Below are 13917 nucleotides of genomic sequence, written 5' to 3' on the forward strand. Positions count from 1 at the left end.
AAAATTACAAGGAGGTACACGATGTACGGCAAGCGAATAACCCTGGGCGCCGTGGCGATAGCTGTCGTGTTCACGTTGGGTGGCTGTAATGAGAGCGCGCCTGTGGCTGATGCCGCCAAGCCACCTGGTGTGCCGGTGGCCGAGGTGGTTGCGCAGCCGGTGACTCCGTTTGTCGAATACACCGGTTCCTTGACCGCGATTGAGCAGGTTGAGCTGCGCCCGCGTGTCAGTGGTTACCTGCAACAGGTCAGCGTGCCCGAAGGCCAATCCGTGGCCAAGGGCAGTCTTTTGTTTGTGATCGACCCACGTGAATTCCAGGCCGCGCTGAACGCTGCCAAGGGGCGCTTGCGTGAGGCGCAGGCCAACGCATTGCTGGCCCAGGCCGAGCATGGCCGAGCCGAGCAACTGTTCGCCAAAAAAGTGGTGGCGCGTGATCGGCTCGACACTGCCATTGCTTCGCTGAACGCCGGCAGGGCCCAGGTTGATGCCGCCAGGGCAGCGCTGGACGCCGCCCAACTGGATTTGAGTTACACCCGTGTCACCGCGCCCATCAGCGGTCGCGTGGATCGTGCCCTGGTCACGGAGGGCAACTACGTCACCCGTGGGGTGACGCCGCTGACGACGATCGTCTCCATTGACCCGTTGCATGTGTATTTCGATGTCGATGAACGCACCTACCTGCGCTCGCTCGCCGCGACTCGGGAGGATGCCGCGTCCAAGGGGGAAAAGGCCGCCAAGGTCATGGTGGCGATGCTTAACGACGCAAACTATGCGCGGGCCGGGCGGGTGGACTTCCTGGCGAATGCGGCCGACCGCAAGACCGGCACAGTGCGTGCGCGTGCAGTGGTCGATAACCCCGACGGGCGCCTGACGCCGGGGCTGTTCGCCAAGGTCAAGCTGGACACCGGCGCGCCACAACCCCGGGTGTTGGTGGCCGACCACTCCATCGGCACTGACCAGGGTCGCCGCTATGTATTGGTGGTCGGCGCAGGCGACAAGACCGAATACCGCCCCGTCGAGCTGGGGCCGATGGCCAACGGCCTGCGGGTGATTGAGCAGGGCCTGCAGCCGGGTGAGCGCATTGTGGTCAAGGGGCTGGTGCGCCCCGGCATGCAGGTGACGCCGCTGGCCGCCAACATCGACGGCGCGCCGTTGGATGCACCGCTGGTCATGGGGGGCGTGCAATGAGCTTCCCACGCTTTTTCATTGACCGGCCGATCTTCGCCATCGTGCTGTCGGTGTTGATGATGATCGCTGGCATCGTGGCCTTCTTTCATTTGCCGCTCAGCGAATACCCCGCCGTGACGCCGCCCACCGTGCAAGTGACCGCATCCTATCCGGGCGCCAACCCCCAGGTGATCGCCGAGACGGTGGCGGCGCCACTTGAGCAGGTGATCACCGGGGTCGAGGGCATGCTGTACATGACGTCGCAATCGGCGACCGATGGCCGCATGATCCTGACCGCAACCTTTGCCCAGGGCACCAACGCGGACATGGCGCAGATCCAGGTGCAAAACCGCGTCTCGCGGGCCCTGCCGCGTTTGCCCGAAGAGGTACAGCGCCTCGGCGTGGTCACGCAGAAGACCTCCCCGGACATCCTCATGGTGGTCCACCTGCTGTCGCCTGACCAACGTTATGACCCGCTCTATATCTCCAACTATGCCTACCTCCAGGTGCGCGATGAGCTGTCGCGGATTCCGGGGATCAACGACGTGCTGGTGTGGGGTGCGGGCGAGTACAGCATGCGTCTGTGGCTCGACCCGGACCTGATCGCCGCCCGTGGCTTGACCGCAGGCGACGTGATCAGCGCCGTGCGTGAGCAGAACGTGCAAGTGGCGGCCGGCTCGGTCGGCCAGGCGCCTGACTCCAGTGCGGCATTCCAGGTCACGGTCAATACCCTCGGGCGCCTGACGGACGAGGAGCAGTTTGGCGACATCATCATCCGCACCGGCGATAACGGCCAGGTGACGCGCCTGCGCGATGTGGCCCGTGTGGAAATGGGCGCCGATGCGTACGCGTTGCGCAGCCTGTTGGATGGCGAGCCGGCCGTTGCCTTGCAGATCATCCAGAGCCCGGGCGCCAACGCGCTCGATGTGGCGCAGGCGGTGCGCGATACCATGCAGCGCCTGGAGGCCAACTTCCCCGAGGGGATGGTGTCGCGGATTGCCTATGACCCGACAGTGTTTGTGCGTGCATCGCTGGAGTCAGTGGCCATCACCCTGATGGAAGCGATCCTGCTGGTGGTCCTGGTGGTGGTGGTGTTCCTGCGTAACTGGCGCGCATCCCTGATCCCGTTGATGGCCGTGCCGGTGTCGATTATCGGCACCTTTGCGGTCATGCATCTGATGGGCTTTTCCCTCAATACCCTGTCGTTGTTCGGCCTGGTGCTGTCCATCGGGATCGTGGTCGACGATGCAATCGTGGTGGTGGAGAACGTCGAGCGGCATATCGAGAACGGCGAGGAGCCGACGCAGGCTGCGCGACGAGCGATGGGCGAGGTGACCGGGCCGATCATTGCGATCACCTCGGTACTGGCTGCGGTGTTCATCCCCACGGCCTTCCTCAGTGGCTTGCAAGGTGAGTTTTATCGGCAGTTCGCGCTGACCATCGCGATTTCCACGATCCTGTCGGCGGTCAACTCCCTGACCCTCAGCCCGGCACTCGCCGGACTGTTGCTGCGCCCGCGCGGTGCCGCCGTGGTACATGATCCGCGTAGCCTGCGCGGTCGCGCCGCGCACATGGTGCAGGTGCTGAGCCGGCCGTTCCAGCGGGCACCGCAGGCGTATGGCAACACGGTGCGCAAGGTGGTGGGCCGTCGCGGCGTGGCGCTGTTGGTTTATGGTGGGTTGCTGGCGCTGACCTGGTTCGGCTTCAGTGCTGTACCGGCGGGCTTCGTACCGATGCAAGACAAGTACTACCTGGTAGGCATCGCCCAATTGCCCAACGCGGCCTCCCTGGATCGTACCGACGCAGTGGTGCGGCAAATGTCGAAAATCGCCCTGGATGAACCAGGGGTCGAAAGCGTGGTGGCATTCCCTGGGTTGTCGGTCAACGGCTTCGTTAACGTACCGAATGCCGCCGTGATGTTCATCATGCTTGATCCGTTCAAAGAGCGTACCTCTGCGGACATGGCGGCGGTTGCCATCGCCGGGCGCCTGCAAGCCAAGTTCGCGAACATTCCCGACGGTTTCCTCGGCGTATTCCCACCGCCGCCGGTGCCCGGCCTTGGCGTGACCGGTGGCTTCAAGCTGCAGGTCGAGGACCGTGGCGGGGTCGGGCTCCAGGCTCTGGTGCAGCAGACCCAGGTACTGATGACCAAAGCCACCGAGTCGGGCCAGGTCGCCGGGTTGATGACCAGCCTTGACGTCAACGCGCCTCAGTTGAATGTCGATATCGACCGCACCCAGGTCAAGAGCCAGGGGGTGCGGCTGGCGGATGTGTTCGAGTCCTTGCAGGTCTACCTCGGTTCGCTGTATGTCAACGACTTCAACCGTTTCGGCCGCACCTACAAGGTGACGGCCCAGGCCGACGCGGACCACCGCATGCAGGCCGAAGCCATCGGCCGCCTGCAGGTGCGCAACGCGGCCGGGGACATGCTGCCGTTGTCGGCGTTTGTCACCGTCACACCGAGTTCCGGACCCGATCGGGTGATTCACTACAACGGCTACCCCTCGGCCGACATCTCCGGCGGAGCGATGCCGGGGGTCAGTTCGGGGCAGGCCGTCGCGCTCATGGAGCGCCTGGCGCAGGAGGTGCTGCCCGAGGGCGTGACCTTTGAATGGACGGACTTGACCTACCAGCAAAAGCTCGCCGGGTCATCGGCCCTGTTTATTTTCCCGCTGTGTGTGTTGCTGGCCTACCTGATCCTGGCCGCGCAGTACAACAGCTGGCTGCTGCCCCTGGCGGTCTTGCTGATTGTGCCCATGTGTCTGTTCAGCGCGATCATTGGTGTCTGGTTGGTGGACGGCGACAACAACGTGTTCGTGCAGATCGGGTTGGTGGTGCTGGTGGGGCTGGCGGCGAAAAACGCGATCCTGATTGTCGAGTTTGCCCGCAGCCTTGAAGCCGAAGGCGCCAGCCCGCTGGAAGCGGTTATCCACGCGTGCCAACTGCGCTTGCGGCCGATCCTGATGACCTCGCTGGCGTTCATCGCTGGCGTGGTGCCGCTGGTATTTGCCAGCGGAGCCGGGGCCGAGATGCGCCATGCCATGGGGGTTGCGGTGTTTGCCGGGATGCTGGGGGTGACGCTGTTCGGTCTGTTCCTGACGCCGGTGTTCTATGTGGTGATGCGCAGCCTTGCCCTGCGTTTGCAGCGCAAGGGCGCGAGTCCCAAGCTGCAATTGGAGGAGAGCGCGTCATGAGATTGGCCTATCAAGCGTTTCTGTTGTCGTCGCTCCTGGTGACTGGCTGCACCGCAGTCGGGCCCGATTATTCCGCGCCGGTGCTGCCTGCCGCGCAACGGCCGGCGAGCTTCGGCGCACCCATCGCTGGTCTCGGTACGGGCGAGGTCGAGGTGCAGTGGTGGCGTGTGTTCGATGAGCCGGCCCTCAGCCAACTGATCCAGCAGGCGCTGGCGGCCAACCACGATATCGGCATCGCCACCGCGCGGCTCGACGAAGCCAAGGCGATGCTGCGCGAGAGCCGCCAGGGCTTCTTGCCCAGCGGCGGTGCCGCGTTAGGGTATGAGCACCGACAGCGCAGCGAAGTCGAGACGCCGTCCGGCCAGCAGCGCTCCCTTGAAACCACGCGCGCAGCGCTGGATGCCGCCTGGGAAATCGACTTGTTTGGCCGCGTCCGGCGCTCGGTGGAGGCCGCGCAGGCCCAGGCGGGCTCGCGCCAGGCGTTGCTGCGCAGCGTACAGGCGAGCGTTGCCGCCACGGTTGCCGCGACCTGGTTCGAGCTGCAAGGGGTTGAAGCCGAGCAGGCGGTGGTGGCTGACATCAGTCAAAGCCAGCGCGACAGCCTGGGCCTGGTGGAGCACTTGGTCAGTGTGGGGGCCGCCACCGAGTTCGATCGGCTGCGAGCCGAGGCCTTGCTGCGCAATGTCGAGGCGGTCGCCCCCGGCCTTGAGCGGCGTCGCGCAACCACTACCAATGCACTGGCGGTCTTGCTGGGGCAGGCGCCGCAAGGGTTCAAGCCACCGCAGGCCAGGCCCGGTCGTGAGACCTTGAACCTGCGCACCCTGCAGGTGGGCGACCCGGCCGGCTTGCTGGCCCGGCGCGCCGATATCGCCGCAGCCGAACGTGTGCTGGCGGCCGAGACCGCGCAGATCGGCGTGGAAACAGCCGGTCTGTATCCGGACATCCAGGTGCAGGGCTCCATCGGCCTGCTGGCCGGAAGCCTCGGCGCCTTGGGCGATTCGGGCATGCAGTCGAACTTTATTGCACCAGTCATTCGCTGGTCGCTGCTGGACACTGGGCGCGTACGTGCGCGGATTGCCGCCAGCGAGGCGCGCACCCAGGCGGCATTAATCAGCTACGACCAGACCGTATTACGCGCCCTGCAGGAAACCGATGACGCGTTCCAGGCCAACAGTGCGGCGGGCAGCACCCTGGGCCTGCGACTGCTGGAGGCCGCGGCCAATCGCGAGGCGGCGAGGTTGGCCCGCACGCGCTTCACGGACGGTGAGGGGGTGTACCTGGACGTACTGGAGGCAGAGCGCGCGGACTTCACCAGCCGCCGCGCACTGACCGTGGCGCGCACCGAGCAGCGCTTGGCGGTGGTCGGCATCTACAAGGCGCTCGGCGGTGGCTGGCAGATCTGCGAGCAGGCGGGGCAGGTGTGCAGCGGCGCTGCGGCGCTGCGTTAGACGCCGTTGTTGTACGCAAGCGCTGTGCTTGCGGTGTTCGGCGAAGGACGGCTAGGCGGCAGATTTCCTGGCGCAGGCCACCATTTATCGAATGAGGAGTCACCCATATGGATACCAAGCAGGTTCTGACCGTTGGCCTGGCGGTGCTAGGCGCGGCGGCAATGCCGTCGATGGCTGCCCAGGAAAGCATCAAAGGCACGTTCGCCTTGCCCGGCGAGAGTGAAAAGGCCGTGGGAGCGCTGATCGTCAAGGAAACCGGGCCGCTGACACGTGAGTTGTCGATCGCCTTTACCGACAAGGCCACCGGGCAACCGATCGTGCAGTTTGACGAAGAACTGACCCAGCGCCTTCATGTGCTGGCGACCGACAGCCATTTCACCAGCTTTATCCATGAGCATGCGGCCAAGCTGGGCGCTGACGGTCGCTTCAAGGTCGCGATGAAGTTTCCTCGGCCGGGCACCTATTACGTCTATGCCGATGCCGTACCGAGCGGGCTCGGCCAGCAGGTGGTGCGCTTCGAGGTGCCGGTGCAGGGCGCCACCGAGGCGGTAGCCCAGGCGCCGGCCAAACCGGAGCAGGGTAGCGATGGGCCCTACACGGTCAAGTTGGACACTTCGGCCCTGCGTGCCGGCAGCGAAAGCATGATGTCGCTGACGGTGCTCAAGGATGGCAAGCCGGCCCAGGACCTGGACACCTACCTGGGGGTGGCGGCCCATGCGGTGTTCGTCAGTACCGATGAGCTGGACTACGTGCACGCGCATGCCATGGCGGCGCCAATGCCAGGGCAGGCCGCCCACGCCGGGCATGGCGAGCCAGGCGCGGTGTCGGCGCAGTTGATGCTGCATGCCAAACCTGCGCATGCGGGCCCTTACGCCCTGTGGATTCAATTCAAGGGCGGCGACCAGATTCGTACCGTGCCATTTCTTGTGACGGTTCCCGCGGCGTCCTGAAGCCTGTTCACCTCGCCGTTGGTCAGCCATCGGCGAGTGAATCACCAATGGATGCTGGCTGTTTCAACTCTATTAAAAAGAATTGTCCTACAGGTATTGACCTTGCCACTGGAGGAACCTTTAGGCTTTTTTTTCGAGTACGCAAAAAATCATAAAAACAAGGATCAAGGGGTTATCAATGGATACTGCTACCCTGCAACAACGCTCGGACGCCCATCAGTGCAACAACGCTTCGGCGCTGATGGCTGATGCTTTAAAGCCCGGCGCGCAATACGCCCAAGTCACTGGCGCGCTGGACGCGCTGCTCGCCCTGACCCGCCAAGGCCTGTCGGGAGACACCGGCGCCTACGCCCACTACCAGTCAGCACTGCTGCAACTGCACATTCCCGGCGATCCGCGCACCGAGCCGACCCGGCGCTGGATGGCCAGTGAGGTGTACCGCGTCGAAGATGAGTTCGCCGCCGACCTGCCAAGTTTCACCGCGCTGCCGGTGGATGAGTTCCGCAAGCAGGTCGACGCTGAAATCGCCGCTCGCAGCCGGGTCAACCACCCCATGTCGCTGCACCTGTTCCAGGGCACGCCGCCTGCGCAAGACGTGCGTTTCTTCCTGGAACACCACTGGACCCGCTCCTACAACTTCTACAGCCTGTTGGCGGAACTGGCCTTTCGCTTCGAAGCCATCGAGGACGCCTCGGTGTTTTACCGCAACCTCTACGGCGAAGCGGGGGCGGAGACACCTGAGCGCTCGCACCCGGCGATGCTGGCCCACCTCATGGAGTATTTCGATATTCCGTTGGCAATCGATTTCCCGGCACTGCATCCCCTGGAAAAGGCCTACCTGAACAATCGCATTCGTTGTGTGCGCCACACCGATGTGGCCTGGGGACTGGCGCTGCTGTACGCCGTCGAGTCGGTCAGTTGCGTCAACCATCGGCGCATCTATGAGCTGTTGCAGCGCCTCGATGTGCCAGAGGGGCCTAGTGAATTCCACCGCCTGCACGGCACCCAGGATGAGATCGATACCGAGGAAATGTGGGCTCTGATTGCCAAGTTCGCCAGCGATGACGGCTTCCAGCGCACGTTCATGCGTGCGCTCAAGCGTCACTTCGAGATCAACAAGGCCTACTTCGACAGCCTGTGGCAGCAGATGCAGGCACAACGCCTGTCCGCGTGATCCTCCCAGCGACCCCAGAACAAAAAAATGGAGCACATGATGAGCCCACGTAATTTCTCGTTGCCGCAATTGCAGAATATTCACACCGCTGAAGCCCGCCTGTTGGCCGAGGCGCTCAAACCCGATGCGACGTTCAACCGCATCGAAATCGCTGCCAATATGCTGCGCGCCCTGTGTGAATCGGGCCACCAGGGCGATGCTGCGAACGCCGCGCAGTGCCAGCAACTGTTGTACATCCTGTCGCTGAGCGATGACGTTGCGACAGCCTCGACCCGGCGCTGGCTGGCCAATGCCATCTATAGCGTGCAAGAGCGCTTCATGCCGTCTGCGGACCTGGCATCGCCCCTGTCCGAAGCCGGTTTCCAGCAGCGCCTGGAAGAAGAGATCGCCGCGCAGTCGCGGGAAAACCACCCGATGTCGCAGTACATATTTGAAGGCAAGGCCTCCCGTGATCAACTGCAGGTGTTCCTGCATCACCAGTGGTTCCGCACCTTCCGCCTGTACCGCGATGCCGCAGACCTGCTGGTCAACCTGACCGACGTGGACGAGGCGGCCGCGCTTGGCCGTTACCTGTACGGCGAGCTGGGCGAAGAGGACGAGCAGCGCTCCCACCCCCGGCTGTTGGCCAAGCTCCTCGGCGCCGTGGGCTTGTCTGCCGATTTCGAGGCCATCTCGACCATGCCCGAGGAAGTCGCCTACCTGAACAACCGGGCCCGATGCTTTCGCAACCCGGATGTCGGCTGGGGCCTGGCGGTGTTCTACATCACCGAACTGGTGGTCCCCGGCAATCACGGCAAGCTGTACAACGCCTTGCGCAACGCTGGCCTGAGCCAGGACGACGCGGAGTACTACGAGGTGCATATCAGCCTGGTCCCGCCGCGGGCCAAGCGTGAGTGGGCGCTGATCTCACGGCGTATTCCGGACCTCGCGTTCCAGAATTCATTCCTGACCTCCCTGGCCCAGCATTTCCGGCTCGAGAGGGCTTATTACGACGCTGTCTGGGCACACGTGCAGCGCGTTAAGTAGCCCTCCCTGGACAACGCGAGTACCCAGACATGCCGAGTCATATAACAGAGTCCCGTATCCACGGGGGCGCTTACTCGTCCCCGGAATTTGCCGCGATCTTCTCTGATACCAATCAGGTGCAGAAGTGGCTCGATGTTGAAACCGCGCTGGCGGCGACCCAGGCGCAGATGGGCATCATCCCCCACGAAGCGGCACGGGAAATCGCCCGGGTGGCCAGTGTGGAGCTGCTCGACCTTGACGCCTTGGGTCGCGAGAGCATGGAAACCGGGCACATCCTGGTGCCGACCATTCGCGCCCTGGAGGCCTTGTGTGCCGATGGCTTGGGTGAGTACGTGCATTACGGCGTGACCACTCAGGACATCCTCGACACCGGGCTTATCTTGCAGGTCCGCGATGCCTGGGGCCTGGTGTTGCAGCGCCTGCGGGGGATTCGTGGGCATTTGCTCACGCTCGCCCTGCGGCACAAGCACACTCCGATGGTCGCCAGGACCCACGGGCAGCAAGCGCTGCCCACTACGTTCGGCTACAAGGTCGCGGTGTGGGTCGATGAAATCGATCGACACCTTGAGCGCTTCGATGAGGCCTATGCCCGGGTAATGGTGGGCAACCTGACCGGCGCGGTGGGCACCCTGGCGGCGTTTGGCCCACAGGGGCTTGAGGTGCAGCGCCGGACCCTGGAAAGCCTTGGCCTGGGGGCGCCGTTGAGCAGTTGGCACAGCGCCCGCGACCGGATCCTGGAGGCGGCCTGGCTGCTGGTCCAGGCTTCGGCGACCTTGGGCCGGGTCGCCAATGAGATCTACCACCTGCAGCGCACCGAGATTGATGAAGTGCGCGAAGGCCGCCGGGCAGGGCAGGTGGGCAGCAGCACCATGCCCCACAAGCAAAACCCGTCGACGGTGGATCTGATCAGCGCGCTTTCGCGGCTGGTGCGCGCACAGATGCTCGCGCTGACCGATGCGGCGTTCCAACTGCATGAACGCGACGGCACCACGTGGCGCATCGAATGGGCGGCCTTGCCGGAGCTGTTCATCTACGCCGGTGCCTTGCTCGCCCGTATGGAGGGCGTGCTGCTGGCCGGGCTGGATGTACGCGAAGCGCGCATGCGCAGCAACCTGGATTTGCTGGGCGGGCTGATCCTGTCGGAACGGGTGATGCTCGCGCTGGCGCCTCGCTTGGGCAAGCAGACGGCCCATCACCTGGTCCACGAAATCGCCCAGCAGGCCCAGGGCGCGGGCGCTTCTTTTCGCCAGGCCCTGCTCAACGACAAGCGTCTGCACGGCTGTTTTACCCGCCAAGCGCTCGACGACCTGCTTGACCCGACCACTTACACCGGGCTTGCAGCACAGATGGTCGACCTGGTGGCGAACAAAGCAATACCCCGCTGTTCAAGCGAAGGCCTTGAAGCGGTGATGGCAACCCAAGGAAACCCCGGTCAGCCCCAGTACGCGATGGAGGGTATGTGATGGATTCGCAAACGATGGAAATGGCAGCCCGTGCGTCTTGCACCGCACGTTCGGAACACCTCGGCCTTGGTCATGACGGCGAGCAATGCCGCCACGAACACAGCCACATTCTCGACTCGAAAACCCATGGCTCAGGCTATGCCGGCCCGCAGAGCCGCAAGATTTTCTGCAGTCACTGCCGCTTGCAGCGCTGGCTGGATGTGGAAGCCGCGCTGGCCATGGCCCAGGCCGATGTCAATATCATCCCGCGCGAGGCGGCCCTGGAAATCGAAAAAGCCGCCTTGCTGTCGGGTATCAATGTGCGCCAGCTGGCCGAGGGCGTGGCTGCCACCGGCCATTCGCTGATGCCATTGCTGAGCGCCCTGCAAAAAAACTGCAGCCCGAGTGCCCGTGAATTCGTGCACTACGGCGCCACCACCCAGGACATCCAGGACACCGCCCAGTCCCTGGAAATGCGCGACGTCCTCGACGCGATGGACCTGGCCCTGGAGACCTTGCTGGGCAAACTGTCGACGCTGGCCGATGCGCACCGTGATTCGCTGATGGTCGCCAGGACCCATTCGATCCCTGCGTTGCCGACCACCTTCGGACTCAAGGTCGCCGGCTGGATCGACGAACTGTTGCGCCACCGCCAGCGCCTGGCCGAGGCCCGCCAGCGAGTACTGGTGGTGCAGCTGTTTGGTGGGGTCGGCACGATGGCAGCGTTTGGTCCGCACGCGATGCCTATGCTTGAGCGCTTCGCGCAGCGCTTGTCGCTGCAAGTGCCCCTGGCGGGATGGCATGTGTCCCGAGACCGTGTCGCAGAGTTCGTCAGCACCTTGGCCATGGTCACGGCATCGCTGGCCCGCGTGGCCGACGAAATCCGCACGCTCAATCGCTGGGAAATCGGCGAAGTTGAAGTGGGCTGGAGCGACCAGCAAATTGGCAGCAGCACCATGCCCCACAAGCGCAACCCCGAAGGCTGCGAGCAGGTCGTGGTCCTGGCGCGGTTGGCCAAGGCCCAGGTCATGCTGGCGCTGGATGCGATGATCCTCGAACACGAGCGCGATTACCGTGGCACACGCCTGGAATGGTGTGCGGTGGCGGACGTTTCGCACTATGCGTTGATGGCACTCTCGATCCTGACCGAGACCATCGACGGGCTGACCGTTAACGTCAAGAAGATGGAATGCACCGCCCAGGCCTATGGCGATGCGATCTGCACCGAAGCCGTGGTGTTCGAAATGGCCCGCAAGCTCGGCAAGAGCAGTGCCTACCAGATCATCTTCGAAGTGTCCCAGGCGAGCCAGCGCGATCACGTGTCGATCCGCACGGCGATCGAGGCCGATGCCCGGGTTGTCGCTGTCATGGATGCAGGCGTCCTGGCGCGGCTGTTCGAGCCCCGAAGCCATCTGGGGATGTCCGAACGCATTGTCGATAACGTGCTGTCCAACGTGACGGCCCGCTGACTATTGCTTACTGAGAAGGCTTGCAATCTTATCAAGGAGAGACAGATGTCAAACGTTATGGAAGTTGATAAAGCCAAGGTCCAGCAGTTTTCCGCACGGATCATGGAGGATTACGGCAACACGCTGCGCGGTGCGATGCTCTACATCGGCGACCAGCTTGGCTTGTTCAAGACACTGGCCGACGGCGAGGCCGTGACCCTGGAGCAACTGGCGCAAAAGAGTGGCTACAACCAACGCTATTTGCGCGAATGGCTGGGCAGCATGGTTACCGGCAATTATGTGACGTACGACGCGCAAACCCGCCGCTACCAGATGCCCGCCGAGTTTGTGCCGGTACTCGCCGACGAAGACTCGCCGTATTTTGCCGGGGGGATCATCCAGCTGAGTGTGCCGTTCGTGAGCATGGCGCCCAAGGTCATCGAAGCCTTTCGCCATGGCGGTGGTTGCGCCGAAGAGGCGTTTCCGCTGGAAACCTGGAAAGGCATGGAACGCATGACCATGCCTTGGTACAAGCACTACCTGGTCCAACACTGGATTCCCTCCCTGGACGGCGTTGAAGAAAAACTCAAGACCGGCGGCAGCGTGCTGGATTTCGGCTGTGGTGCTGGCCTGGCGGCGATCACCATGGCCAAGGCGTACCCCGAGGCCCGTATTGTCGGCTGCGACTTCCACCTGCCTTCCATCGAACTGGCACGTGCCAACGCCAAGGCCGCCGGGGTCGGTGACCGGGTGCAATTTGAAGTGAACGATTCGGATGCCCTGCGAGGCCAGCAATTCGACTTTGTGACCACCTTTGTGGTGATCCACGATGCCACCGATCCCCAGCAGATGCTCAAGGACCTGCGCGCAGCGACGGCCGAAGACGGCACCTACCTGATGGTTGAGCTCAACCTGTCCGATGAGCTTCACGAGAACATGAACCTGTTCGGTCGAGTGATGTACCCGCAGAGCACCCTGTACTGCATGACCTGTTCACTGTCCCACGGCGGGGCAGGGCTGGGGGCGTTCATGGGCGAGAAGCGCGCACGGCAGATGGCGCAAGCCGCCGGGTTCAGCCACTTTCGCAAGGTGCCTTCCGAATGGCCGCCGATGCCGGCGTTGTTTGAACTCAAGCCGTGACCTAGCATGCCCGGGGGCGTGTCGTACACGTTCCCGGGCATGCTCCTGCGACACCTGCGTGGTGGATGGCCCAACTCTGTTATCGTGGCGCCCCTCTGAACGCAAGGAAGCAATCACCCATGCATTTGCGCAAATCCCTGGCAATCGTCCTCCTGGCATCGGTTGGCAATCTGGCGGTAGCCGCGGAAAACAACAACCCGTTCCAGGGGGCGCTTATGCTCACCTCGGTAGCGCCCTTCGTGATTACCTCGGGTGCCACCGCAGGAACTTCATACATTCCAGAGCTTTTCAAATCATCCAAAAGCGATGCCCTGGCGTTCATCGGCTCCGATGGCGAGATCCGTGGAGCACAGTTCGAGCAGGCGTGCAGGTTTTACCGCTCGACCTACACGCCACCGCTGATGTCCGACGCACAACTGGCCCTGGCGATTGCAGCTTCACCGCTATAGGCGCTCTAGTGCTGGTTGTTCACGCCGTTCAACGGAACGTATGATCGCTGAGCCAGCCGTCCTTTGTTAGGGCTGCGCCGACTCACACCCGTTGAAGGACATGGGCATGGAAAAGCACTTCGGTAATTCCAGGCCTGTTCAAGGCTGCTTCGTATCACTGCAACAACTCCCTGGTGAGCGGCATCGCGCGCTGGGAGCTGAAAAACATTGCGCTGAATACGAAGGAGTTTTTGATATGTCCAAAGAACTACTCGGAGTTTTTGCGCTAGGGTTGATGGTGATCGGTGAGTTTTGTGCAATCTACAGCGAGGTAGTCACCGCCAGGCTGGCCCATGCCGGCGACGGTTCACCCAGCTTTCAGCCAAACCCTACAGACAAAGAAAAGCCCGCGATGGGGAGTGCGGGCTTAAAGGGTTTCACTAGGAGCTGGGACCACCCTAGGCGCCCGACTGTGAAAGGGATGTGAAAGCGCTAGGCGA

General features: G+C 63.2%; 11 protein-coding genes. All 11 read left to right on the plus strand.

From position 1 onward, the window contains the following. The first annotated feature begins 21 nt into the window (after positions 1-21). The 11 genes from HBO11_RS02620 to HBO11_RS02670 all read left to right on the plus strand — a co-directional run bounded on the left by HBO11_RS02620 (position 22) and on the right by HBO11_RS02670 (position 13904). The gene (locus HBO11_RS02620) at positions 22-1188 is read left to right on the plus strand and encodes an efflux RND transporter periplasmic adaptor subunit (RefSeq protein ID WP_169956054.1); all 1167 of its coding nucleotides are present in this window, start codon (positions 22-24) and stop codon (positions 1186-1188) included. Further along, positions 1185-4361 carry an efflux RND transporter permease subunit gene (locus HBO11_RS02625; RefSeq protein ID WP_169956056.1) on the plus strand — a complete coding sequence of 1059 codons (3177 nt, stop codon included), beginning with the start codon at positions 1185-1187 and terminating at the stop codon, positions 4359-4361. The genes HBO11_RS02620 and HBO11_RS02625 overlap by 4 nt, the downstream gene beginning before the upstream one ends. Then, entirely contained in the window at positions 4358-5809 is a 1452-nt protein-coding gene (locus tag HBO11_RS02630) for an efflux transporter outer membrane subunit (protein WP_169956058.1), read from the plus strand. Before HBO11_RS02625 ends, HBO11_RS02630 begins: the two co-directional genes overlap by 4 nt. Before the next feature lie 107 nt (positions 5810-5916). Further along, positions 5917-6759, plus strand: a complete 843-nt coding sequence (locus HBO11_RS02635; protein WP_169956060.1) for a hypothetical protein — start codon at positions 5917-5919, stop codon at positions 6757-6759. Positions 6760-6937: 178 nt separating this feature from the next. After that, on the plus strand, positions 6938-7933 hold the full coding sequence (locus HBO11_RS02640) for an HOASN domain-containing protein (RefSeq protein ID WP_169956062.1): 996 nt from the start codon (positions 6938-6940) through the stop codon (positions 7931-7933). A gap of 39 nt (positions 7934-7972) precedes the next feature. Further along, on the plus strand, positions 7973-8959 hold the full coding sequence (locus HBO11_RS02645) for an HOASN domain-containing protein (protein ID WP_169956064.1): 987 nt from the start codon (positions 7973-7975) through the stop codon (positions 8957-8959). A gap of 29 nt (positions 8960-8988) precedes the next feature. Further along, entirely contained in the window at positions 8989-10422 is a 1434-nt protein-coding gene (gene purB / locus HBO11_RS02650) for an adenylosuccinate lyase (protein WP_169956066.1), read from the plus strand. Beyond that, entirely contained in the window at positions 10422-11870 is a 1449-nt protein-coding gene (locus HBO11_RS02655) for an adenylosuccinate lyase family protein (RefSeq protein ID WP_169956068.1), read from the plus strand. The genes purB and HBO11_RS02655 overlap by 1 nt, the downstream gene beginning before the upstream one ends. Positions 11871-11915: 45 nt before the next feature. Beyond that, positions 11916-12989, plus strand: coding sequence for a class I SAM-dependent methyltransferase (locus HBO11_RS02660; RefSeq protein WP_169956070.1), 1074 nt, complete (start codon positions 11916-11918; stop codon positions 12987-12989). Between the two features lie 119 nt (positions 12990-13108). Next, positions 13109-13438: a DUF2388 domain-containing protein gene (locus HBO11_RS02665; protein WP_169956072.1), complete on the plus strand. Its 330-nt coding sequence runs from the start codon at positions 13109-13111 to the stop codon at positions 13436-13438. Positions 13439-13544: 106 nt separating this feature from the next. Then, a complete protein-coding gene (locus tag HBO11_RS02670; protein WP_169955973.1) occupies positions 13545-13904 on the plus strand; it encodes a hypothetical protein in 360 nt (119 codons plus the stop codon). Positions 13905-13917 lie beyond the last annotated feature (13 nt).

It is taken from the genome of Pseudomonas sp. WS 5010 (assembly GCF_012985565.1).
GTDB lineage: Bacteria > Pseudomonadota > Gammaproteobacteria > Pseudomonadales > Pseudomonadaceae > Aquipseudomonas.

Excerpts from the sequence above, each read along its gene's own strand:
- HBO11_RS02620 (WP_169956054.1), top strand. The coding sequence starts at position 22 with ATGTACGGCAAGCGAATAACCCTGGGCGCCGTGGCGATAGCTGTCGTG.
- HBO11_RS02625 (WP_169956056.1), top strand. The coding sequence starts at position 1,185 with ATGAGCTTCCCACGCTTTTTCATTGACCGGCCGATCTTCGCCATCGTG.
- HBO11_RS02630 (WP_169956058.1), top strand. The coding sequence starts at position 4,358 with ATGAGATTGGCCTATCAAGCGTTTCTGTTGTCGTCGCTCCTGGTGACT.
- HBO11_RS02635 (WP_169956060.1), top strand. The coding sequence starts at position 5,917 with ATGGATACCAAGCAGGTTCTGACCGTTGGCCTGGCGGTGCTAGGCGCG.
- HBO11_RS02640 (WP_169956062.1), top strand. The coding sequence starts at position 6,938 with ATGGATACTGCTACCCTGCAACAACGCTCGGACGCCCATCAGTGCAAC.
- HBO11_RS02645 (WP_169956064.1), top strand. The coding sequence starts at position 7,973 with ATGAGCCCACGTAATTTCTCGTTGCCGCAATTGCAGAATATTCACACC.
- purB (WP_169956066.1), top strand. The coding sequence starts at position 8,989 with ATGCCGAGTCATATAACAGAGTCCCGTATCCACGGGGGCGCTTACTCG.
- HBO11_RS02655 (WP_169956068.1), top strand. The coding sequence starts at position 10,422 with ATGGATTCGCAAACGATGGAAATGGCAGCCCGTGCGTCTTGCACCGCA.
- HBO11_RS02660 (WP_169956070.1), top strand. The coding sequence starts at position 11,916 with ATGTCAAACGTTATGGAAGTTGATAAAGCCAAGGTCCAGCAGTTTTCC.
- HBO11_RS02665 (WP_169956072.1), top strand. The coding sequence starts at position 13,109 with ATGCATTTGCGCAAATCCCTGGCAATCGTCCTCCTGGCATCGGTTGGC.
- HBO11_RS02670 (WP_169955973.1), top strand. The coding sequence starts at position 13,545 with ATGGAAAAGCACTTCGGTAATTCCAGGCCTGTTCAAGGCTGCTTCGTA.